We start from the raw sequence: 21145 nt of genomic DNA on the forward strand, positions 1-21145 counted from the left end.
ACCCTAGGCGTCCGAGGCGACAGAACGGTTACTTGGGTGGTGGCGTCAGCGATATCGAGGGTTTGTCAGGCGCCGGACCGGCCGCCGGGACCGCCTTGAAAGTGTCCGGTACGCCGAGTTTGCCCCAGCGGCCCGCCGGCCAGACGATCATGATCGCCCGCCCGGTGACCTTGTCGAGCGGAACGAACGCCGCGTCGCCCTGGTTGCCGCCGTTCGCGTCGAGATCCTGCAGGTGCACGCGGGAGTCCCCGGAGGCGGAGCGGTGGTCGCCCATCACGAAGATCCGGCCGGCCGGGACGGTGACCTGGAAATCCATCTGGGACGGGGCGTCGCCCGGGTACAGGTAGCTGGTCTCGTCGAGCGGCTGGCCGTTCACGAGCAGCCGGCCCTTGGCGTCGCAGCACGCGACCTTGTCGCCGGGCATGCCGATCAGGCGCTTGATCAGGTGACCATGGCTCGAGTCCGGGAGCAGGCCGACGATCTCGAAGAACCGGCCGATCGAACCGCGCTTCTGGCCGCTCTCCTCGGCGCCCAACCAGCCGCCCGGGTCCTCGAACACGACCACGTCGCCGCGCTTGACGTCGGTGAGCTTCTCCACCACGACCCGGTCACCGACCAGCAGGGTGTTCTCCATCGACTCGCTCGGGATGATGAACATCTGCCCGACGAACGCCCGCAGGATCGAGGAGACGATCAGGGCACCGACCACGATCAGCACGAACTCGCGGGTGGCCGCCGCGAAGCCCGAGCGGTGGGCAGGTTTGGCGTCCGTCTTGGTCGGTGTATCGGTCACTTCTTCAGCCCCGGCTTCTTGAAGGTTTCCGGAGGACGCAGCATCGTCATCCGGTCAGACGGCCAGATTACGCAACAGGCCCGGCCAACCACGTTCTCGACCGGCACGAAACCGCCGCCGGGGCCGCCCATATGCGCGCGGGAATCGGCGGACTCGGCCCGGTTGTCCCCCATCACCCACAGGTGACCGGCCGGAACCAGCACGTTGAAGGGCAGCTCGGACGGCTTGGCGTCCTTCAGCAGGTACTCCCGCTCGTCCAGCGGGATGCCGTTGACGGTGATCTGGCCCTGTTTGTTGCAGCAGACCACCCGGTCGCCGGGGATGCCGATCACCCGCTTCACCAGGTGACCCTCGCCGCTGCGCGGCAGGATGCCGACGAACTCACCGATCCGGCGCACCGTGCCCGGCTTGACCTCTTCCTCGTTCAGCCAGTTGTCCGGGTCCTTGAAGACGATGATGTCTCCGCGGTCGACGTCGCGGTGCAGGTAGCTGATCTTCTCGGCGAGGATCCGGTCGTCCTTCGTCAGTGTGTCGTACATCGACTCCGACGGGACGTAGAACGCCTCCGCGACGAACAGCCGCAGGACCACCGTGATGACGAGGGCGAGCACCGTCACGGTGCTCATCTCCACGAGCAGGCTGAGCAGCGGATTCCGCTGCTTCAGCCTGCGGTGACGTCCTTTGCTGCGACGTGCCCTCTTGGATACCGGTCGAGGGCGAGCGCGAGTCGCAGTGCTCGGCGCCATAGGTGACCGTCGTCGTTACGGGCGTCAGGAGGCCGGGACTTCGCGCTTTTCCTTGATCTTGGCTGCCTTACCGCGCAGCTCGCGCAGGTAGTACAGCTTGGCGCGGCGGACGTCGCCGCGGGTCACGACCTCGATCTTGTCGACGATCGGGGTGTGCAGCGGGAAGGTCCGCTCGACACCGACACCGAAGCTGACCTTGCGGACCGTGAAGGTCTCCTGCAGGCCACCACCCTGGCGGCGGATCACGACACCCTTGAACACCTGGACGCGGGACCGGTTTCCTTCGACGACCTTCACGTGCACGTTCACGGTGTCACCGGCGCGGAAGGCCGGGATGTCGTCGCGCTTGCTCGCGTTGTCGAGCTCGTTCAGGATGTTGCTCATCTGGCGTCTCTTCCTCGCGCGTGCCACAGGTCACCCACGAATGTCGGTGGTGATGAAGTCATCAAAAGGCTGCCGGTCGGTGGTCACCCCCTGTGGCAGGAGCACCGAAGGGCAGCAACAGACAATCTTGCCATACGCCCCACACGGCGACGAAATCCGGTGCGTCGACCGCGCAGGGTGATCACTTACGGCGGCGGCGTTTGCCGAGCCGGACCAGGTCGACCTTGGGCGTCTGCGGCTCGCGGCTGAGCTCCCGGTAGCCCGCTTTCCGGTACAGGGCGAGGTTCCGGTCACTCTGCGCGCCCGTGTTCAGCGTGTACGACGTGACTTCGGCGGGAGCCACCTGCTCAGCGGCACGCAGCAGGCGTGCACCGAGACCGCGACCCTGCCAGTCGGGGGCAACGATGAGCCGTTCGATCCGTCCGACCGTGTCGTCGACGAGGAGCTGGACCGATCCGACGATGCGGGTGCCGGCGACGGCCTTGAGGACAGTCCCCCGCTCGAGGCGGGCGGCAGTCGCGGCAGGGTCGTCTGTCAGCGGCGGGATCGTGTAATCGTCGTACAGCTGCGCCTCGGACAGGAAGGCGGCCAGCTGCAGTACGTGGATCTCGCCCGCGTCGGCGGCCGTAGCGGGCAGCAGGCGGACCCCTGAGGTCGCGTCCTCCTTCTGAGCGACCACGTCGCCCCACGCTGCCAGGAGGTCCGGCCGGCGTTCCGCAGTACGCCGTACGGACTCGTCGTGGCGCCAGTCGGCGATCAGAGCGTGGTTCCCGGATAAAAGGACCTCAGGTACGTCGTACCCGCGCCAGCTCGGCGGCTTCGTGTAGACCGGGTACTCGAGCAGGCCGTCGCCCGAGTGGGACTCCTCCGCCAGCGACTCCGGGTTGCCGATCACACCGGGCAGCAGGCGGGCTACCGCCTCGACCATCACGAGTACGGCGACCTCACCGCCGTTCAGCACGTAGTCGCCGATGGACACCTCGTCGACGCGCATCCGCTCGCCGGCGTACGACGCCACGCGCGCGTCGATGCCTTCATACCGGCCGCACGCGAACGCGAGCCAGGGCTCAGCAGCGAGCTCGTACGCGAGCTCCTGGGTGAAGGGCCGCCCGGCCGGGGTCGGCACGATCAACCGCGGCTGCGAAGGACCGTCGACGGGGGCGACCGCGTCCAGCGCCTGTCCCCAGGGCTCCGGCTTCATCACCATGCCCGCTCCCCCGCCGTACGGGGTGTCGTCGACGGTCCGGTGGCGGTCGTGGGTCCACTCGCGCAGGTCGTGCAGGTGGATGTCCAGCAGACCGCTCTTGGCCGCCTTCCCGACTAGGGAGACGTCAAGGGCGGCCAGGTACTCCGGAAAGATCGTGACGACGTCCAGCCGCATGTCAGTCCCCCGGCTCGGTCTGGACCACCTCTGCGCCCTCGGGGTCGAGCAGGCCGGGGCGGTCCGCCACGACGACGTACCGCTTGTCGATGTCGATCTCCGGGACGAGCTCCTCGACCATCGGGACCAGCACGAGGTTGCCCGCGGTACGCCGGATCTCCAGGAGGTCCTGCGCCGGCAGGTGCACGACGTCGGTCACCTCGCCGACCTCGGCGCCCTCGGTGGTGCGGACCGCGAGGCCGATCAGGTCGCGGTCGTAGTACTCCTCGGGGTCCTCGGGGCGCTCGTCCTCGTCGATCTCGGACTGGATGACCAGGTTGCGCAGCTGCTCCGCCGCGGTCCGGTCCGGCACCTCGGCGAACTTCACCAGCAGCTTCCCGCTGTGCCAGCGGCTCGAAGCGATGGTCAGGGTCCGGGACACCTTGGCATCGGTCACGACGGTCGCTCCGTCGGCGAACCGGCGGTCCGGCTCGTCGGTGCGCACGTCGATACCGACCTCGCCCTTGATCCCGTGTGCGCGGCCGATCCGCCCGACAGTCACCAACACCTGCATTACTCCTTTGTAAGACCTCTTGTACGAGATGAAGGGCCGCACCCCAGACCGGGTGCGGCCCCTCACAGGACTGCTGTGGACTACCGAGTCAGCGGCGCGGGCGCCGGTTGAACTCGTCGACGAAGTCGATGCGTAGCGAGGACTCGGTGCTGAGGGCGCCGACGACGGTGCGGATCGCGGTGGCGGTGCGGCCGTTGCGGCCGATCACCTTGCCGATGTCGTCGGGGTGGACGTGCACCTCGAGGGTGCGGCCACGCCGCAGGTTCCGGGCCCGGACGCTGACGTCGTCGGGGTTGTCCACGATGCCTCGGACCAGGTGCTCGAGCGCCTCGGTCTCCATCATCGTCAGGCCTCGGTGGTCTCGGCCGCAGCCTCGTCGGCCTTCGGCTCGTCGGCCTTGGCCTCAGCCTTCGCGTCGTCCGCCTTAGGGGCCTCGTCGGCCTTCGGCGCCTCGGCGGCAGCCTCGTCCTTCGCGGTGTCGTCGGACTTCGGAGCCTTCTTCGCGGTCTTCTTGGCGGTGACCGCCTCGGTCTTCAGCGAGCCGTGGGCCTCGGCCAGCGCCTCGTTGAAGATCTCCTGCTTGTCCCGCTTCGGCTCGGCCACCCGCAGCGGCGCCGGGGCGTCCAGGCCCTTGAACTTCTGCCAGTCGCCGGTGGCCTTGAAGAGCGCCTCGACGGCCTCGCTCGGCTGCGCGCCGACGCCCAGCCAGTACTGCGCCCGCTCCGACTCGACGCGGATGAACGAGGGCTCGGTCTTCGGGTTGTAGATCCCGATCTCCTCGATCGCACGGCCGTCCCGCTTGGCGCGGGCGTCCATCACGACGATGCGGTAGTGCGGGGTGCGCTTCTTGCCGATGCGCTTCAAACGGATCTTGACTGCCACGTTTGTGGGGTCTCCCTTGGAATTACTGTCTTGATGAGGTGCACGACGCGTCGTGGGGACAACGCAGTGACAGCTCGATGGGCCGGCCGGGCAGTGGAGTTAGAGGGCTGCACGAACCTGGACGGACTCAGCAGGCCATTGTGCCAGAAACCACGCTGCCCAACCAATTGGCGTCGGGAGCGCATTCAGGGACGTAGATACGCCAGGTTCGGGAGCTGCTCGACGTACGCGTCCAGGAGGCTGCGAGCGACTGTCACCGAGTCTACGAGCGGGTGGTAGGCGAAGGCCTTCACCGCGGTGGCCCGGGAGGCAGTGGTGGCGGCCTCGATCGTCGCGCGCTCGACGGCCTTCACAGCACTGACCAGACCGGCCTGGTGGTCCGTCAGTTGCGAGACGGTCACCGGGAGTGCCCCGTTGGCGTCCACGGTGCAGGGGATCTCCACCACGGCGTCGTCGTCGAGGTGGCGCAGTACGCCGCGGTTGCGGACGTTGAGGATCAGCGAGGCCCGCTCGTTGTGGGCGATCGCTCGCATCAGCGACAGCGCGACCTGCTCATACCCACCGGCAGCCATGTCGCGCTCGTCCCGCTCCCCCGCATCGGCGACCTCACGGCTTTCCACCATGTACGTCGACTCACGCTCGGCCCGGGTCTTCTGCCACAGCTCGAACGCCTGCTCGGGGTGCTGTCCAGTCTCGGCGTAGAAGGCGGACTGCTGCTCCAGAAGGAACGTGCCGCGCGTCTGCCGCACGCCCTGTACGGCGGCCAGCGTCTCGCGGGCGAAGTAGTAGTAGTGCAGGTACTCGTTCGGAATGGACCCCAGCGACCGCAGCCAGTCCACCCCGAACAGCCGGCCCTCCTCGAAGGATGCCAACGCGTCAGTCGACTGCAGCAGCTCCGGCAAGCGGTCTGCTCCACCTGACCGCAGGCCCCGAAGCCAGCCGAGGTGGTTGAGGCCGGCGTAGTCGTAGAACGCAGTAGACGGGTCCACACCGAGCGCCAGCGCCGCCCGGCGACCCAGACCGGACGGGGAGTCGCAGATGCCGATCACCCGGTCGCCCAGGTACGGGATCATCGCCTCCGTCACCATGCCGGCCGGGTTGGTGAAGTTGATGGTCCACGCTTCCGGAGCGACCGCCGCGATCCGCTGGGCGATCTGTACGGCGACCGGGAGCGTCCGCAGCCCGTAGGCGATCCCTCCGGCGCCAACCGTCTCCTGCCCCAGTACGCCGAGGTCGAGGGCGACCCGTTCGTCGACGGTCCGTCCCTCGAGGCCGCCCACCCGGATCGCCGAGAAGATGAAGTCGGCGCCCCGCAGCGCCTCGTCGAGGTCCGTGGTCGCGGTCACGACCGGCGGGTCGAGGGGAGCCGCGTCGACACCGGAGTGGCCGAGGCCAGCCGCCTGCTGACGCAACACAGCGGCGATGGCGGACAAACGCGATGGATCGGTGTCATAGAGGACGACGGACGTGATCCGTCCGGCTCCACGGTCGCCGAGCAACGCGTGGTACACGAGCGGAACCCGGAAGCCGCCCCCACCCAGAATCGTCAGCTTCACGCGAGAACCACCTCTACTCCTGCTTCGGTCAGTTGGGCACGGGTTGCCGCGTCGGAGTCGGGTTCGGTGACGACCATGGAGAGCTCTCCCGGCTCGCACACCCGGGCGACACCGTGCCCCGGGAACTTCGTCCGGTCGGCGAGCAGGACCACCCGGTCGGCGGCGTTGATCATCGCCCGCTTGACCGGCACCTCGATCATCGTGCTGTCCATGACCCGGCCGTCCGGCCGGACCCCGCTGGTCCCCAGGAACAGCCAGTCGACGTGGATCTGCCGCAGGCTCTCCTCGGTCAGGTAGCCGACCAGCGACCGGTAGCTTCGCCGTACGAACCCGCCGAGCACGATCAGCTCGATCTGCTCGTCGTTCTGCAACTCCTCCAGTACGGCGAGGTTGCTGGTCACCACGGTCAACGAGCGGCCGTGCAGGTGCTGTGCGACCCGGAGTGCCGTCGTACCGATGTCCAGCAGCACCGACTCGCCGTCGGCGACCAGCTCTGCCGCACGACGCGCGATGCGGTCCTTCTCCTCGGCATGGACGGCGTTGACGTCGGCGAACGGCTCGTCACCGCCGTCGACCGCGAGCGCACCGCCGTACACACGGGTCAGGCGGCCCTCGGCGTGCAACTGCTCGAGGTCGCGCCGGATGGTGGCCTCACTGACGCCGAGCTTCCCGGCCAGCACCTTGACGCCCCCGGCCCCGTCGGCCCGGAGCGCGCGGACGATCTGATCCTGACGCTGCTTCGGCAACACAGAGAGACCGTATCACGCAAACTCCGTCATTTTCAGTCAAACTTCTGATCAGGTATTGCGGATCCTGATCAAGAGTTTCAAGATTCATGCACGAGTTTGATCGACCCTGCAGGAGTGTGCTGAGTATGCACGAGCTGGACGTAGTGGTGTCCGGTCTGGTCTTCCAGGACCTGGTGCTCGGCCTGCCCACTGCACCGCGTCCGGGCACCGAGGTCTGGGCCACCGAGTCGCACGAGAGCCCGGGAGGTATCGCGAACTTCGCGGTCGCACTCGCCCGGCTCGGCCTGCGGACCGGCATGGCCGCGGCCTTCGGCGCGGACGCCGACGGTGACCGCGTCTGGACGTACCTGAGTGCCGAGGGCATCGATCTGACTCTGTCCCGAAGACTCGCCGGCTGGCAGACGCCCCTCACCGTGGCCCTTGCCTACGACAACGACAGGGCACTGGTCACCCGGGGTACCCCTCCCCTGCTGTCGGCCGACGAGCTGATCACCACGCCGCCGGCTGCTAGAGCCGTCGCCGCCCACATCGGATCCTGGCCGAACGAGTGGCTGGCGAAGGCGAAGGCGGCCGGCAGCGTGGTGTTCGCAGACGTCGGTTGGGACCCGACCGAGCAGTGGGACCCGGCAGTGCTCGACCAGCTCCAGCACTGCGACGTGTTCCTGCCGAACGCCGACGAGGCCATGCAGTACACGCGGACAGACTCACCAGAGCAGGCCATGCGCCGGTTGGCGGAGCAGGTGCCGCTGGTGGTCGTGTCCAACGGCGCTGCGGGCGCCACCGCACTCGACGCGAGTACTGGCGAGCAGGTCGCCGTACCTGCGTATGCGGTCCCGGCGGCGGACACCACCGGGGCGGGTGATGTGTTCGCCGCCGGCTTCATCGCCGCCACGCTCTGGGACCTGCCGCTGGCGCAGCGGGTGCGGTTCGCAGCACTCACCGCAGCGCTCTCTGTCACCCGGTTGGGCGGTGCGGATGCCGCACCGCGTTGGGAAGACCTCGTGGCCTGGCAGGCCCTGCTCGATACCGGGGATCCCGAAGATCACCACCTCCAGGCGCTGATCAGCGCACACTCATGGGCACACTCAGGAAGGTAGAACCATGGAGCTCTCACGTCGGACATTGCTCGGGGGCTTCGCAGCCGTAGCGGGCGGGTCGCTGGTCGGATGCTCGTCAGGAATGAACAACACCGGGACAACGGCCAAGAAGAACACCGCCACCACGCTGACCATGTGGTGCTGGCCCGGCGGTCTCGGCAAGTCGGTGCTGGACGACACGATCGCGCACTTCCCGGACCCGAAGATCAAGTACTCCGAGATCGGCGGCGACTTCAAGCAGAAGCTGATCACCACCTTCAACGGCGGTACGTCGATCCCGGACATCACCGGCCTGAAGGGCGAGGACATCGCGTCGCTGCTGCCCCAGGCCGAGCGGTTCGTGGACCTGAAGACCGTCGGCGCGGACTCGATCCTGGGCGACTACCTGGAGTGGAAGGTCAAGCAGGCCACCACGCTGGACGGCAAGGTCATCGGTCTGCCGATCGACGTCGGCCCGACCGCGCTCTTCTACCGCGAGGACGTCTTCGCCGCGGCCGGGCTGCCGAGCGACCCCGCGAAGGTGGCCGAGCAGCTGAAGACCTGGGACGACTTCTTCGCCGCCGGCGTCCAACTGAAGGCGAAGAACCCGAAGACGTTGCTGGTCTGGGACGCCACCGACCTCTACGACATGGTCGTCGGCCAGGGCACCGAGCGGTACATCTCCAAGGACAACAAGTTCATCGGCGACCAGGACCACATCCGCAAGGCCTGGGACACCTCGGTCAAGGCGATGACGATGAAGATCGACGGCAAGACGCCGAGTGGTTCGCCGGACTGGAACGCCGGCCTCGACCAGGGGACGGTGCCCGCGCACATCGGGGCGGCCTGGGTCGCGCTCGACATCAAGTCCGCGGTGAAGAAGACCGCGGGCAAGTGGCGGCTGGCGCCGACCCCGGGCGGCCCGGCGAACTTCGGCGGCTCGTTCCTCGCGATCACCAAGAACGCCGCCGACCCGCAGAAGGCGTTCGACGTGATCAAGTACATGCTCAGCGCCGACAACGAGGCCAAGGCGTTCGCCGACGCACAGATCTTCCCGTCGACGCCGGCGGCGTACGACAAGCCGCAACTCAAGGCGGCCGACAAGTTCTTCGGCGGCCAGGTGCCGATCGACATCTTCGGCCCGGCGGCCAAAGCGATCCCGGTCGCATACCAGAGCCCGTTCGACGACGCGGTCGCCGCGCCGTTCCACGACGAGCTGAAGACCGTGCAGACCGGCGCCAAGACCTCGGACGCGGCATGGTCCGCCGCCGTCTCGAAGGCGAAGGCGATCGCCAAACGCCAGGGCGTGCAGTGACGGCTACAACGATGCGGACCGCGCCGCTGACCGAGTCATCGACAGGTCAGCAGCGGCGGGTCTGGTCGTACTGGCGGTTCTATCTGGCGCTGTCGCCGTTCTACGTCCTGTTCGCGGTGTTCGGGCTGTACCCGATGCTGTCCACGATCGTGCTGGCGTTCCAGCGCTGGGACGGCCTGAGCGCCCGCAGGTTCACCGGGCTGGACAACTTCGCGTTCCTGGTGAAGGACCCGACGTTCTGGCAGTCGCTGGAGAACACCGTCGTACTGTTCCTGATGTCGACGGTGCCGACGCTGGTACTGGCGCTGTTGCTGGCGGTGATGCTGCAGTCCGCGGTCCGGTTCACCAACGTCTACCGGATCGCGTACTTCATCCCGAACGTCACGTCGCTGGTCGCGATGGCGATCTTCTTCAGCTCGATCTTCAGCACGAACTTCGGTCTGGTGAACGCCGCGCTGCGCTCCCTCGGCATCCCGCAGCAGGACTGGCTCGGGCAGCCGTGGGGGATCAAGATCGCGATCTCCACGATGATCGTGTGGCAGTGGGTCGGGTACAACACGCTGATCTACCTGGCCGGTCTGCAGGCGATCCCGAAGGACCAGTACGAGGCCGCCAAGGTGGACGGGGCGGGAGCGGTACGGACGTTCTTCTCGATCACGCTGCCGCAGCTGCGTCCCGTCGTACTGTTCACCGTCATCATGTCGACGATCGGCGGACTGCAGACGTTCACCGAGCCGCAGGTGATGGTCGGCAACAGCGGCGGCACCGGGCAGAGCGGGATGACCGTGGTCCTGTTCTTCTACCGGGCCGCGTTCCTGGACAACGACTACGGGTACGCCGCCGCGATCGCGCTGAGCATCTTCGCGCTCGTGCTGTTGTTCACGGCAATCAACTGGCGGATCTTCCGTGGACGGAGTGAGGATCGATGACGCGTTACCGGCTGCGCGGGCTCGCGCTGCACGCCGCCCTCGTGCTGGCCCTGCTGGTGTTCATGTTCCCGTTCGTGTGGACGATCATCATGGCGTCGAACACGACCGCGGACATCTATCGTTTCCCGCCGAAGTTCAGCTTCGGCGGGCACTTCGGCGACAACGTCCGGCACGTGCTGGACAACGTGGCGTTCTTCCAGTCGATGGCGAACACCGCGACGGTGGCGATCTCGACCACGTTGCTGGTGCTGTTCTTCGACTCGCTGGCCGCGTTCACGTTCGCCAAGTTCCGGTTCCCGGGGCGGAACGCGTTGTTCGTGATCCTGCTGGCGACGATGCTGCTGCCGGCGCAACTGGCCGCCGTACCGCAGTTCCAGACGATGGCGATCCTCGGCTGGGTCGGCTCGCTGAAGGCACTGATCGTCCCGGGTGCGGCGAACGCGTTCGGCATCTTCTGGATGCGGCAGTACTTCCAGAACTCGATCCACGACGAGCTGATCGAGGCCGCGACGCTGGACGGCTGCGGCTTCTTCGGAACGTACTGGCACGTCGCGTTGCCGTCGGCGCGGCCGGCGCTGGCGTTCCTCGGTATCTTCACGTTCGTCGGTTCCTGGAACGACTACATGTGGCCCCTGATCGTGCTGACCAACCCGGACCACGTGACCCTGCAGGTCGCCCTGTCGACCCTGAACCGCTCGCACGGCGTGGACTACAGCATGGTGATGACGGGCGCGTTGCTGGCGATGATCCCGTTGGTGATCGTGTTCGCGGTCTTCGCCCGCCAGTTCATCAAGGGCGCGACCGAAGGCGCGGTGCGGGGATGAGGACGCCGGCGGCCAGCAGCACGTTGCCGACCAGATAGACCACGAAGACCGGTACTGAGTGCCCCTGGGTCCATGTCGGTATCGCGGCAATGGCGCCGAGCACGGCGAGCGTCAGAGTGGCTGCAGTGAGCCAGGCCCGCCGTACTGCATCTACGGCTGCCAGCGTGGACCATGCGAGCGCGACGGTGACGAGGGGCTCCAACAAGAACAGTGGGGTCACGGTCAGCAGCGAGTGGCTACTGGTGTCCTGGATCGAGAGGCCTATGACCAGAAGCAAACCGCCGGCAACAACCAGGGCAGCAGGCAGAGGCTTGACGGGACGCAGCGGCCAAGGCCGTGGTCGCTGCGTCAGCACGAGTACGACGACTAGCGCGAATGAGACCGCTACGGTGACGGCCCATGCGCTGGTCTCGTCCGCGCTGATTCCGCCGCCGAGGGTCACCAGACCGTCCTCGAGCAGCGAGACCACACAGCCGACGATCACGCCGAGGGCCGGCGCACCGGCGAAACGCAGCAGCAATGAAGCCAGGACCGCCACGGACGCGGCGAGGATCGCGGGGTCGGCCCACGTGCGGTAGATGTACCAGCCGGTGGGATCCGGGTCGTACCAGAGCTTCCGGGAGTCCGCAGAGCCTGGCCAGTTCACCAGCACGAGGAAGGCTGCGGCCAGAACCAGCACGGCGACCAACCACCACGGCTGCATCGCTGCTGCCACGGCGGTTTTCTGCGCCGGCTGCATCTGCTCGACGTGCGGGGGTTCGGGTTGTGGGGGCTCGGGATGTGGGGTGGGAACTGGTTGCTGATCGGGCGCGGTGTCCTTGGCGACCCGGACCGGGATGCTGAGGTCTACGGTGGGACCGGTCAGTAGGAGGGCTGTTGTGGTGCCGGCCCCCGGGCCGGACTCGCCGGCCTGGACGCGGATCAGCGAGCCGTGCTGTTCGACCGTAAGCCAACTGTCGGCGGCGGACGCGACCGCGGTCAGCGCGAGCGGCGGTCCGTCCAGCCGTACCTCGGCCGCACCTGTACCGTCGAGCGTCAACTCCGGCGGAGTGACGTTCGGTACGGCGCTCGCAATCGCGGTCGCGGCGGCTTCGGAGACCTTGCGGCTGTCGTCGAGCGTCATCCGGTGCAGCGCCTGCCACGCGGCGTACGCCTGCCCGAGGTCGGCGTCGGACAACCGCTCACGCAGGTAGTCGACCACGCCGAATCTTGCTGCAGGCAACGGACTGTCCATCGCCTCGACCAGCTCGGACGCCAACGGCGCCGCGGTGATCCGGCGGATCCGGCTGCGCGCGATCAGCAACTCGCCCTGGGACCCGAAGGTCCACATCTGCGGGTTCTGGTTCGGCGTCACCCGGTGGACCCGGTCGGTGACGAAGCCGACCAGCTCGCTGAGGCCGACCCAGCCGTCGCCGTCGCGGTCCGCCTCACCCGTCGTCAACCCGTCGACCACCGCGCCGGTGAACACCGAGGGAGCAGGTGCGGCGCCGGTGGTCAACTGCCCGCCTTCGAACGCGTACTCCATCGCGCTGGACGCGGTGATCACCACCCGCCCGCGGCCGCCGCCGACGTCCGCCTGGCGCGCGAACGCGTCCTGCACCTGCGCCTCACCGGCCGCCCGGACGACCATGCCGCGCGGGAACGCGCCGCCATAGCAGCAGTCCAGGAACAGCGCGATCCGTTGCGCCCTGCTATCGGCCATCTGCCGGTTGACGAAGTCCGCGGCGACCGCGGTCGATGCGAGCCGGGACGGCCGGGTGTCCGCGACCGCGAGGTAGAGCTCGCCCGCCGCGTTCTTCAGTCCGTGGCAGGAGAAGTGCAGCAACAGCAGGTCTTCCGGTACGCGATCGGCGAAGAAGTCCTCGACGGCGACCCGGATCGCCTGCGCCGACGCGTTCCGCAGTACCTGGACCTCGAAGCCGCCGACCGCCGGATCGGCGAGCACCTCGGCCAGCGCGGCGGCATCCTGCGCCGGCGCGACCAGCCGCCGCAGCCCAGGGTCGTCGTACTCGTCGTTGGCCACCACGAGCGCGACCCGCGAGCCGCTCATGTCAGGCGTCCACTCCGCTGTGCCGTCGGACGAAGGCGTCGACCAACTGCTGCTGCATCTCGCCGGTGGCTCCGGTCAGCTCGATCACGTCGCCGTCGACGGTGAGCTTCACAGTACGGTTCGAGCCGCCGCGGCGCAGCCACTCCCGGATCACCACGATCACCGAGCCGAGCGCCTGCAGACCCGGCGCGAGTGAGACACTCAGGACTCCCGCGACGGCAGCGAGCGCGCCCCTCGAACCGTCCGGCGCCGCGTCCTCGGTGTACGGCTCGACCGACCGTACGTCGAGCATCAGCAGTTCCTGCCGCAGCAGCAACGCGAGGTCCTCGAGCCGTTCCTCGTCGGCCGCGTCCTCGACCACCTCTAGCTGGACACCGTCGTCCATGGCCCCTCCCCACCCCAGGCCGCTCTCCCACAATGCGCCCGTACCCGCCCGGGCCACAAGCGGTGATCTAGGCTTCGGGGAACTGGAGCAGGACGAAGTGCGTCGGAGGGGCAACATGGTAGGCAAGCGGGGGCGGGTGATCGGCCGGATCGCACCCGGGATCGTCGGCGAGGTGATGCTGCCGGTCCGGGGTGCCACCGAGGCCTTCTACGCTTACCCGGCGACCGACGAGGTGCTCGAGGTGGGGACGCAGGTTGTCGTCGTCGACTTCGACCCGCCCCGCACCGTGTACGTCGCTCGCGCCATCTAATTTCGTTCCCTTGGAGGGGAAATGCTCTGGACGTACCTGATCATCGCGGCGGTCGCGGTGGTCGTCCTTCTGATCCTGTTCCGGATGGTCTGGCGGGTGGCGGAGCCGAACGAGGCGTTGATCATCTCCGGCCTCGGCGCGCACTCGAGCACCGACCAGGTCAACGAGACCCTCGGTTTCAAGATCGTCGTCGGTCGCGGCACCGCGGTGCTGCCGGGTTTCCAGACGGTACGGCGGTTGCCGCTGGACATTCGCGCGACGCCGCTGACCGTGACCTGCGTGTCCAGCCAGGGCATCCCGCTGCACATCAAGGGCGTCACGGCGTACAAGGTCGGTGACGACTACGGCTCGATCGCGAACGCGGCCCGGCGGTTCCTGGAGCAGAGCGACGAGCAGGTGATGGGCACGATCCACGAGCTGTTCGCGGGTCACCTGCGGGCGATCGTCGGCTCCACCACGGTCGAGGAGATGCTGCACGACCGGGAGACGCTGACCACCAACATCCGCGGCTCGCTGGCCGGGGACATGGAGAAGCTGGGCCTGGTCGTGGACTCGCTGCAGATCCAGGAGATCGACGACGAGTCCGGCTACATCAAGAACCTCGGCCGCCCGCAGGCCGCCGCGGTCGAGGCCGCGGCCCGGATCGCGCAGGCCGAGCGGGACCGGGAGGCGACCGAGCGCGAGCAGGCCGCCGCCGCCCAGAAGGCCGCAGCCGTCCGGGAGAGCTCGATCGCCCAGGCCGGTTACCAGGCCGAGGTCGACCAGGCGAAGTCGAAGGCGTCACAGTCCGGCCCGCTGGCCGAGGCGCTGGCCCGCCAGGAGGTCGTCGTCGCCGAGACGGAGACCGCCAAGCTGAACGCGTCGCTGGCCGAGAAGCAGCTGGAGTCGACGGTGCTGAAGCCGGCCGACGCCGAGGCGTACCGGCAGCGCACGCTGGCCCAGGCCGCCCGTGACGCGCAGATCGCGGCCGCCGAGGCGAACGCCCGGGAGGTCCAGCTGCGCGGTGAGGCGCAGGCGAAGGCCACCGAGCTGACCGGTAGAGCCGAGGCGTCCGCCGTACAGGCCAAGGCGATGGCGGAAGCGGCCGGTATCAAGGCGCGCGCCGAGGCGCTGGCCACCAACACCGAGGCGGTCGTCGCGCAGCAGCTGGCCGAGGCCTACCCGGCGATCGTGACCGCCGCGGCGAGCTCGTTCGACAAGGTCGGCAACATGGTCGTGCTGAACGGTGCCCAAGGCATCGAGGACACCTTGGTGAAGACGATCACGATGGGCGGCTCCGGCTTCGCGCTGGCCAAGCAGCTGATCGACTCGCTGGCCACCAAGAAGGACGAGGCCCCGAAACTGGAGCCGGTTCCGGACGAATCCGCCTGACAGCCCACGTAACGTCCGAAGAACTGAGGCCTGTAGCGCTCGGTTCTTCGGACGTTACTGTTTTCAGGCCGTGTGCAGGGTCAGGCCGTACGCCTGCAGGATCTCGTTGACCGGCTGGAACCACGTCTCGCCGCCGCTGCTGCAGTTGCCCCAGCCACCGGATGTGACGCCCTGCGCCTGGTCACCCGTGATGAACGACCCGCCGGAGTCCCCGCCCTCGGCGCAGACGTTGGTCTTGGTCGCACCGTAGAACAGCTGGCCGTTGCCGTAGTTCACGGTCTCGTTCTTGGCCAGGATCGAGCCGCAGTGCCAGTGTGTCGTCGAACCGCTCCGGCACACCGACGAGCCGATCGGCGCCTCCCACGACCCGCGGACCAGTTGGTCGCTCACCTGTCCCCAGCCGAGCACGACCGGCACGGTCCACCAGCCATAGCCCGTGGCGACCCAGGCGTAGTCGTTGCCGGGGAACGACCAGCCCTGGAACGAGCCCTGGTCGGTGCCGTCCCAGCCGCGCACTATGCCGCTACGACCGCAGTGCCCGGCTGTGACGTACCCGCCGTACACGGAGAAGCCGATCGAGCAGCGGATGTTGCTGACGTAGTACGGGTCACCGCCGACGGTGCCGGCCGCGAAGGTGCGAGGCGCCTGCGCCGCGACCTCTTTGACCGTCACCGCTCCGGCCTTCGCGACCTTGGCGACGAACGCCTCGACGGCCTGGGAACGCTTGCCTGCTTGGACGTTGATCACCACGCTGCCGGTCCGGGGATCGGCAGCCCAGCCGCTCACCGCAGCAGGCACCGCCTTGCCGGCCAGCTTGTCGACTACAGCCTTCTGCTGGTCCAACGCCTTTGCCGGCACAGGTACGGCGGCCACCTCCGCACCTGTGGCTCGTACTGCGGCTGCACGCTCAGAGCCGACTACGCCGACGACCAGCTTCTGGGTGGCCGGGTCGTACCAGGCTCCGCCGAACGCGGCGCCGGCCGCTTTCTGGGCCGCGGGCAACAGCTTGGCCGCCGAGGTCTCGGCTGCCAGGCGCTGCTGCATCTGCTGCTCGGTCAGCCCGAAGTCACGTTGCATGGCGGCAGACTGGCCGGGCACAGCCAGTGGCTCGGGTGCTGCCAACGCCTGCGCGGGCACAGTCAGGACAGCCGCCGTGAGTACGGCGGCCAGTAGAACCTTCATCAGAACTCTCCTCACCTAGGGGCGGTTCGGTGGATGAGAGCGCTCTCAGGTTGAGAGTGGCCTACGTTGTCAGGCGCGTCAAGGGCTCAGAGTCCGAGGTAGGCGAGAACGGCCAGCACCCGGCGGTGGCCGGAGTCGGTCGGCGGCAGGTCGAGCTTCAGGAACACGTTGCCGACATGTTTGTGCACCGCGCCGTCGGAGATGAACAGCTTCTCCCCGATCGCCGTGTTGCCGAGGCCTTCGGCCATCAGTGCGAGTACTTCGCGTTCGCGCGGCGTCAGCCGGTCCAGCGGGCTGCTCCGCTTCACCATGAGCTGGCTAACCACCTCCGGGTCCAGCACAGTCCCTCCGCCCGCAACCCGGCGTACCGCTTCCAGGAACTCGTCGACGCGGGACACCCGGTCCTTCAGGAGGTAGCCGACCCCTTCGCTGCCGGCCGCCAGTAGCTCGGCGGCGTACACCTCCTCGACGTACTGCGAGAACACCAGGACCGGCAGCCCCGGACGGACGCGGCGGGCCTCGATCGCCGCGCGCAGACCCTCGTCGGTGAAGGTCGGTGGCAGCCGTACGTCGACAATCGCGATGTCGATCTGGTGCTCGTCGATCGCCTTGGCGAACTCGCCCGCGTCGGTGGCTACGGCGGCGACCTGAAAGCCGGAGTTGTCGAGCAGCAGGCTCAGACCCTCGGCGAGGATCGGGTTGTCCTCGAGGATGATCACCCGCACGGAAGGATCACCTCGACGGTGGTCGGCCCGCCGATCGGACTGTTCAGCTCCAAATGACCGTCGATCGCCTGCACGCGATGGAGCATGCCATGCAGGCCGCTCCCCCGGCCCAGTAGGTCGGACTGCTCATTTACTCGTGCTCCACCGATCCCGTCGTCCGTCACAGCCAGGTAGAGCTCGGCTTCGCGTCGCTCGAGCTGTATGTCGACATGTCCCGCAGCACTGTGCTTGGTGATGTTGGTGAGGGACTCCGCGACTACGAAGTACGCAGCGGCCTCTACTGCCGCCGGGACCTCGCCCAGCTCGCCGATACGGAGCTCAACCGGTAGCGGACAGCGGGCTGCCAGTGCGGAGACCGCTCCGGCCAGACCGCGGTCCGCAAGGATCGGTGGGTACATGGTCCGCAGTACGCCGCGCAGCTCGGTCATGGCCTGCTCCGCGCCGTCTCGGGCGTCGTCCAGCAGTTTGGCGGCCTTCTCCGGGTCGTTGGCCATCGTCTGCTTGGCGATGCCGATCCGCATCGCCAGCGACACCAGTTGGGCCTGTGTCCCGTCGTGCAGGTCTCGCTCGATGCGACGCAGCTCTGCGCCATGTGAGTCGACAGCACCGGCCCTGCTCTTGGTGAGCTCCTCCACGCGCTGCTCCAGTCTGGCGGTCTCCAGCTGCTCCTGAGTCGGTGCGAGCGCCGTCAGCACGGTCCTGGCGTGGCCACGAGCCAGAGCGGGGGCGACCCGTCCCAGGAACCACAGACTGGCGCCGATCTGCAGTGGGCCGAGGGTGAGCGCCTCGAACCAGTTGCTGACGCCTACACCCATCAGGCTGAAGTTGCCCGGGTCAAGTTTCCACAGCAGCATGCCCGCGACGGCTGCCGGCGCACCGATCACCGAGACGGCCGCGACGAACAGCTCCGGGATCATCACGACCGGCATCAGTAGGCAACGCAGACTCCGCTTGAACGACGTGTCCCGGAACAGCGTGACCACGTCGCCCGGCGCGCGGGGCAGCGCGGGCGGCAGTTCCTCGGCCTGCGGGAGACCCAGGTACTTCGCAGCGCGATACCGCTCGCTGTTGGCGAGCCGTACCAGCCCCGCGGTGGCGCCCGGGATGAGCCAGCCCCAGATCAGGCTGACCGGAAGCGCGGCCAGCAGCGTGACCGACTTGAAGAAGCGGATGACCAGGTAACCAGCGGCCGGACCACCCCGGGACAGGATCTTCTTGAGCATGCTCATATCCTGCGGCACCCGCACCGCCGCAGTCGGTACAGCAGGCTCTACCTTTCGCCTTCTAGCAGTCCGGTACGCCGGGCAGCTTCGCGTTCGGGTCGTCGATGTAGATGTTGGTCATGTAGCCCTTCTGGTCCCGCAGCTTGGCCCACCAGTTGTTGGTGTAGCCGCCCGCCGTCACCGTGTCGCCCTGAACCTGGCACTCGACGAACACCCGGGTCGGGCCGGGCAGCGTGGTCACGACCGACGCGGACAGCTTCGCAGCCGAGCGGACGTTCACGCCGCTGCCCCACGTGGTGAAGTTGTACTCCGGCGGGTTCGGGTCGCCGCCGTTCACCAGCTGCATGTAGTAGTCCCAGTTCCAGTTCGGTCCGGGGTCGGTGTGGTCGTTGTTCGGCATCTCGCTGTGGCCCTTGATGTGGGCCCGGTCCTTCGGGATGCCCCGCCGGTCGGCGATGTTGCGCGTCAGCGCCGCGGACGAGCGGTACATCGCGTCGGTGAACCAGGACGGCTGGTCGACGTACCCTTCGTGCTCGATGCCGATCGTGTACGGGTTCTCGGTCCGGACGTGCCAGGCGGTGTCCTTCTCGGCCACCATCTGGGTGACCTCGCCGTCGCTGGAACGCACCACGTAGTGCGCGCTGACCTGTGCGGACGGGTTCTTGAACCAGCTGATGGTGCCTGCGTACGAGCCCTGGGTCACGTGGATCACGATCGTGGTGATCGCCGCGGTCCGGCCGACGCGGTAGTTGCTGGTGCTGGCCGGGTTCCAGATCGCGCCCGGATAGTCGACCGCGGCGGTCCCGAGCGGCGCGGCCTTCGCGTACGCGCCGCGGTCCGGTGTGACCGTCTTCGGGTCCGTCGAAACGCCTGCGGTGCGGACGCCGCGGGCGATCACGCGGTAGACCTCGTCGGTGTACAGCCGCGCGGTCGGGGCGTCGGCGGAGTGCGAGTACTTCGCGATCACGCCGTACCACTTGCCGACATCCGATCGATCCGTCAGACCGGCTTGGTCGGCGTAGGAGTCGAGCACGGCGGCGGCGCCGAGGATGTTCGACGTGTCGTCCTTGGACAGCTCCGCGACCGGCATCCCGGTCAGTTTGCTTGCCTCGGACATCGTCTTGTTCACGTTGTTGCCGGCCAGGTGCATCACGCCGTAGCCGTTCGCCTGGCTCGGCATGCCGTTGTGGCCGTCGAGATGCGTCTCGGCGAAGCCGACACCGACCAGCACTTCGCGCGGTACGTCGTACTTCGCGGACGCCGTCGTGAACGCGGCCGCGAGCTCGGACTCGGACGGCGGTGATGCCGCGTTGCTGGGCAGGGCGGTCAGCGCGAGTGCGCCGACGGCCAGGAGTGCGGACAGCTTGGGTACTCGGGACATTGGGGCGGTTCCTTCCCGTGTCTGGTCCGCCGAGGGGCGTCGGCGGTCCCGAGAGTCACGCTAAGGGAAGATCTTCCGTCCAATCCAGTGTTTGAGTGAATTTCTTCCCGTCACCGGGAGAAGACCACGTTTCCACGCAGTGCGATCAGCCGCGGGTGCGTCAGGACGGCGGGATTCGCGCGCGGATCCTCGTCGTACACGACCAGATCCGCCGGATCGCCGGGGCGCAGCTCGCTGGGCGCACCGAGCCAGGCACGGGCTGCCCACGACCCGGCGGCGAGGGCCTGCTCCCCTGACATGCCGATCTCGGTGAGCGCCTGGACCTCCTGCGCGACCAGTCCGTGTCCGAGGACACCGCCCGCGTCGGTCCCGGCGTACACGGGGACGCCTGCCTCGAACGCGTCCCGCAGCCGGTGCAGGCGGCGCTCGTAGAGGTCGCGCATGTGGCCCGAGTAGACCGGGAACTTGGCCGCGGCCTGGTCGGCGTACTGCGGGAAGTTCTCGAGCTGGATCATGGTGGGTACGACGGCCACCTGACGCTCGGCCATCTCGCTGAGCAGACCGGGCTCGATGCCGGTGCCATGTTCGAGGCAGTCGATGCCCGCGGCCAGCAGGTCCGGGAGGGCATGCTCGCCGAAGACGTGCGCGGTCACGCGGGCTCCGAGCTCGTGGGCGCGGGCGATCGCGGCGTTCAGCGCCTCGGCCGGCCAGCACGGGGTCAGATCGCCGGCGTCGCGGTCGATCCAGTCGCCGACGAGCTTCACCCAGCCGTCACCACGGCGGGCCTCCTGCTCGACGTACGCGACCAACTCGTCGGGCTCGATCTCCCAGCCGTAGTTCCGGATGTACCGCTTCGAGCGGGCGATGTGCCGGCCGGCGCGGATGATCTTCGGCAGGTCCGCGCGGTCGTCGATCCAGCGGGTGTCGGCGGCCGAACCGGCGTCCCGGACCAGGAGCGCACCGGCTTCGCGGTCGGCGATCGCCTGCTGCTCCTGGGTCTCCCGGTCGACGGCGCCGTGCTGGTCGAGGCCGATGTGGCAATGCGCGTCGACCAGCCCCGGCACGATCCAGCCGCCGGTGTGCACGGTGGTCACATCAGCAGCAGTGGGCCGGTCGACAACCAGCCCACCGCTGAGATGAAGCTCCTGCTGCTCACCGCCCGGCAGAACCGTGCCGACCAGCCTGAGTACGCCGGTGCCGGTCATCGGGCCTCCCGGCCTGGACTGAGGAGCGCAGGGAGCGGAGCGACCGGAGCGACGAGGGAAGGCCGGGAGTCACAGCCCGATGACCCGCCGCGCCGGAGGCGTGGCATCAATACCGTCATGGAGCG

General features: G+C 68.2%; 22 protein-coding genes. 6 read left to right on the forward strand and 16 right to left on the reverse strand.

What is annotated here, in order from left to right; translation table 11 throughout:
- Nucleotides 1-28: 28 nt before the first annotated feature.
- The 9 genes from lepB (EV651_RS30360) to EV651_RS30400 all read right to left on the reverse strand — a co-directional run bounded on the left by lepB (EV651_RS30360) (nucleotide 29) and on the right by EV651_RS30400 (nucleotide 7044).
- Nucleotides 29-793: a signal peptidase I gene (lepB, locus tag EV651_RS30360; protein WP_133788696.1), complete on the reverse strand. Its 765-nt coding sequence runs from the start codon at nucleotides 791-793 to the stop codon at nucleotides 29-31.
- Complete coding sequence (gene lepB / locus EV651_RS30365; protein WP_238157283.1) at nucleotides 790-1419, reverse strand: signal peptidase I; 630 nt, start codon at nucleotides 1417-1419, stop codon at nucleotides 790-792. The genes lepB (EV651_RS30360) and lepB (EV651_RS30365) overlap by 4 nt, the downstream gene beginning before the upstream one ends.
- 144 nt (nucleotides 1420-1563) lie before the next feature.
- A complete protein-coding gene (rplS, locus tag EV651_RS30370) occupies nucleotides 1564-1923 on the reverse strand; it encodes a 50S ribosomal protein L19 (protein WP_130387668.1) in 360 nt (119 codons plus the stop codon).
- A gap of 181 nt (nucleotides 1924-2104) precedes the next feature.
- On the reverse strand, nucleotides 2105-3304 hold the full coding sequence (gene trmD, locus EV651_RS30375) for a tRNA (guanosine(37)-N1)-methyltransferase TrmD (RefSeq protein WP_133788698.1): 1200 nt from the start codon (nucleotides 3302-3304) through the stop codon (nucleotides 2105-2107).
- Nucleotide 3305: 1 nt separating this feature from the next.
- Complete coding sequence (gene rimM, locus EV651_RS30380) at nucleotides 3306-3851, reverse strand: ribosome maturation factor RimM (protein WP_133788699.1); 546 nt, start codon at nucleotides 3849-3851, stop codon at nucleotides 3306-3308.
- Between the two features lie 94 nt (nucleotides 3852-3945).
- A complete protein-coding gene (locus EV651_RS30385; RefSeq protein ID WP_133788830.1) occupies nucleotides 3946-4197 on the reverse strand; it encodes an RNA-binding protein in 252 nt (83 codons plus the stop codon).
- Between the two features lie 5 nt (nucleotides 4198-4202).
- Nucleotides 4203-4739: a 30S ribosomal protein S16 gene (gene rpsP, locus EV651_RS30390; RefSeq protein WP_133788700.1), complete on the reverse strand. Its 537-nt coding sequence runs from the start codon at nucleotides 4737-4739 to the stop codon at nucleotides 4203-4205.
- Between the two features lie 185 nt (nucleotides 4740-4924).
- Nucleotides 4925-6295, reverse strand: coding sequence for a 6-phospho-beta-glucosidase (locus EV651_RS30395; protein WP_133788701.1), 1371 nt, complete (start codon nucleotides 6293-6295; stop codon nucleotides 4925-4927).
- Nucleotides 6292-7044, reverse strand: a complete 753-nt coding sequence (locus tag EV651_RS30400; protein WP_133788702.1) for a DeoR/GlpR family DNA-binding transcription regulator — start codon at nucleotides 7042-7044, stop codon at nucleotides 6292-6294. The genes EV651_RS30395 and EV651_RS30400 overlap by 4 nt, the downstream gene beginning before the upstream one ends.
- Nucleotides 7045-7169: 125 nt before the next feature.
- Here EV651_RS30400 and EV651_RS30405 point away from each other — a divergent pair, with 125 nt between their 5' ends.
- Genes EV651_RS30405 through EV651_RS30420 form a run of 4 tightly spaced genes read left to right on the forward strand, consistent with a single transcriptional unit; the run spans nucleotide 7170 to nucleotide 11188 of the window.
- The gene (locus EV651_RS30405; protein WP_133788703.1) at nucleotides 7170-8141 is read left to right on the forward strand and encodes a carbohydrate kinase family protein; all 972 of its coding nucleotides are present in this window, start codon (nucleotides 7170-7172) and stop codon (nucleotides 8139-8141) included.
- Between the two features lie 4 nt (nucleotides 8142-8145).
- Complete coding sequence (locus tag EV651_RS30410; RefSeq protein WP_133788704.1) at nucleotides 8146-9435, forward strand: ABC transporter substrate-binding protein; 1290 nt, start codon at nucleotides 8146-8148, stop codon at nucleotides 9433-9435.
- Nucleotides 9436-9446: 11 nt separating this feature from the next.
- Nucleotides 9447-10364 carry a carbohydrate ABC transporter permease gene (locus tag EV651_RS30415; protein ID WP_133788831.1) on the forward strand — a complete coding sequence of 306 codons (918 nt, stop codon included), beginning with the start codon at nucleotides 9447-9449 and terminating at the stop codon, nucleotides 10362-10364.
- Entirely contained in the window at nucleotides 10361-11188 is an 828-nt protein-coding gene (locus EV651_RS30420; RefSeq protein ID WP_133788705.1) for a carbohydrate ABC transporter permease, read from the forward strand. The genes EV651_RS30415 and EV651_RS30420 overlap by 4 nt, the downstream gene beginning before the upstream one ends.
- On the opposite strand, the gene EV651_RS30425 is transcribed toward EV651_RS30420, so the two are convergent.
- Both EV651_RS30425 and EV651_RS30430 read right to left on the reverse strand, forming a co-directional pair.
- Nucleotides 11154-13238 carry a caspase family protein gene (locus tag EV651_RS30425; protein ID WP_133788706.1) on the reverse strand — a complete coding sequence of 695 codons (2085 nt, stop codon included), beginning with the start codon at nucleotides 13236-13238 and terminating at the stop codon, nucleotides 11154-11156. The two genes, EV651_RS30420 and EV651_RS30425, sit on opposite strands and share 35 nt — an antisense overlap.
- A gap of 1 nt (nucleotide 13239) precedes the next feature.
- Nucleotides 13240-13623, reverse strand: a complete 384-nt coding sequence (locus EV651_RS30430; protein ID WP_133788707.1) for a hypothetical protein — start codon at nucleotides 13621-13623, stop codon at nucleotides 13240-13242.
- A gap of 115 nt (nucleotides 13624-13738) precedes the next feature.
- Between EV651_RS30430 and EV651_RS30435 the strand changes: the two genes are divergently transcribed.
- Nucleotides 13739-13933, forward strand: a complete 195-nt coding sequence (locus EV651_RS30435; protein WP_130387656.1) for a hypothetical protein — start codon at nucleotides 13739-13741, stop codon at nucleotides 13931-13933.
- A 21-nt stretch (nucleotides 13934-13954) separates the two neighbouring features.
- Nucleotides 13955-15304 (forward strand): flotillin family protein, encoded by a 1350-nt coding sequence (locus tag EV651_RS30440; protein ID WP_133788708.1) that lies wholly within the window; start codon nucleotides 13955-13957, stop codon nucleotides 15302-15304.
- Between the two features lie 63 nt (nucleotides 15305-15367).
- Here the strand turns inward: EV651_RS30440 and EV651_RS30445 are convergent, their stop codons facing one another.
- From EV651_RS30445 to EV651_RS30465, 5 genes are all read right to left on the reverse strand, one after another.
- Nucleotides 15368-16486 carry a S1 family peptidase gene (locus tag EV651_RS30445; protein ID WP_133788709.1) on the reverse strand — a complete coding sequence of 373 codons (1119 nt, stop codon included), beginning with the start codon at nucleotides 16484-16486 and terminating at the stop codon, nucleotides 15368-15370.
- An 86-nt stretch (nucleotides 16487-16572) separates the two neighbouring features.
- Nucleotides 16573-17211, reverse strand: coding sequence for a response regulator transcription factor (locus EV651_RS30450; protein WP_133788710.1), 639 nt, complete (start codon nucleotides 17209-17211; stop codon nucleotides 16573-16575).
- Complete coding sequence (locus tag EV651_RS30455) at nucleotides 17202-18434, reverse strand: histidine kinase (protein WP_133788711.1); 1233 nt, start codon at nucleotides 18432-18434, stop codon at nucleotides 17202-17204. The genes EV651_RS30450 and EV651_RS30455 overlap by 10 nt, the downstream gene beginning before the upstream one ends.
- Nucleotides 18435-18495: 61 nt before the next feature.
- Nucleotides 18496-19815, reverse strand: a complete 1320-nt coding sequence (locus EV651_RS30460; protein ID WP_133788712.1) for an N-acetylmuramoyl-L-alanine amidase — start codon at nucleotides 19813-19815, stop codon at nucleotides 18496-18498.
- A 110-nt stretch (nucleotides 19816-19925) separates the two neighbouring features.
- The gene (locus EV651_RS30465; protein WP_133788713.1) at nucleotides 19926-21020 is read right to left on the reverse strand and encodes an amidohydrolase family protein; all 1095 of its coding nucleotides are present in this window, start codon (nucleotides 21018-21020) and stop codon (nucleotides 19926-19928) included.
- Nucleotides 21021-21145: the final 125 nt, after the last annotated feature.

The sequence above is a fragment of the Kribbella sp. VKM Ac-2571 genome (assembly GCF_004362255.1).
Taxonomy (GTDB): domain Bacteria; phylum Actinomycetota; class Actinomycetes; order Propionibacteriales; family Kribbellaceae; genus Kribbella; species Kribbella pratensis.

Excerpts from the sequence above, each read along its gene's own strand:
- lepB (WP_238157283.1), bottom strand. The coding sequence starts at position 1,419 with ATGAGCACCGTGACGGTGCTCGCCCTCGTCATCACGGTGGTCCTGCGG.
- rplS (WP_130387668.1), bottom strand. The coding sequence starts at position 1,923 with ATGAGCAACATCCTGAACGAGCTCGACAACGCGAGCAAGCGCGACGAC.
- trmD (WP_133788698.1), bottom strand. The coding sequence starts at position 3,304 with ATGCGGCTGGACGTCGTCACGATCTTTCCGGAGTACCTGGCCGCCCTT.
- EV651_RS30385 (WP_133788830.1), bottom strand. The coding sequence starts at position 4,197 with ATGGAGACCGAGGCGCTCGAGCACCTGGTCCGAGGCATCGTGGACAAC.
- EV651_RS30405 (WP_133788703.1), top strand. The coding sequence starts at position 7,170 with ATGCACGAGCTGGACGTAGTGGTGTCCGGTCTGGTCTTCCAGGACCTG.
- EV651_RS30410 (WP_133788704.1), top strand. The coding sequence starts at position 8,146 with ATGGAGCTCTCACGTCGGACATTGCTCGGGGGCTTCGCAGCCGTAGCG.
- EV651_RS30415 (WP_133788831.1), top strand. The coding sequence starts at position 9,447 with ATGCGGACCGCGCCGCTGACCGAGTCATCGACAGGTCAGCAGCGGCGG.
- EV651_RS30420 (WP_133788705.1), top strand. The coding sequence starts at position 10,361 with ATGACGCGTTACCGGCTGCGCGGGCTCGCGCTGCACGCCGCCCTCGTG.
- EV651_RS30425 (WP_133788706.1), bottom strand. The coding sequence starts at position 13,238 with ATGAGCGGCTCGCGGGTCGCGCTCGTGGTGGCCAACGACGAGTACGAC.
- EV651_RS30430 (WP_133788707.1), bottom strand. The coding sequence starts at position 13,623 with ATGGACGACGGTGTCCAGCTAGAGGTGGTCGAGGACGCGGCCGACGAG.
- EV651_RS30435 (WP_130387656.1), top strand. The coding sequence starts at position 13,739 with ATGGTAGGCAAGCGGGGGCGGGTGATCGGCCGGATCGCACCCGGGATC.
- EV651_RS30440 (WP_133788708.1), top strand. The coding sequence starts at position 13,955 with ATGCTCTGGACGTACCTGATCATCGCGGCGGTCGCGGTGGTCGTCCTT.
- EV651_RS30445 (WP_133788709.1), bottom strand. The coding sequence starts at position 16,486 with ATGAAGGTTCTACTGGCCGCCGTACTCACGGCGGCTGTCCTGACTGTG.
- EV651_RS30455 (WP_133788711.1), bottom strand. The coding sequence starts at position 18,434 with ATGCTCAAGAAGATCCTGTCCCGGGGTGGTCCGGCCGCTGGTTACCTG.
- EV651_RS30460 (WP_133788712.1), bottom strand. The coding sequence starts at position 19,815 with ATGTCCCGAGTACCCAAGCTGTCCGCACTCCTGGCCGTCGGCGCACTC.
- EV651_RS30465 (WP_133788713.1), bottom strand. The coding sequence starts at position 21,020 with ATGACCGGCACCGGCGTACTCAGGCTGGTCGGCACGGTTCTGCCGGGC.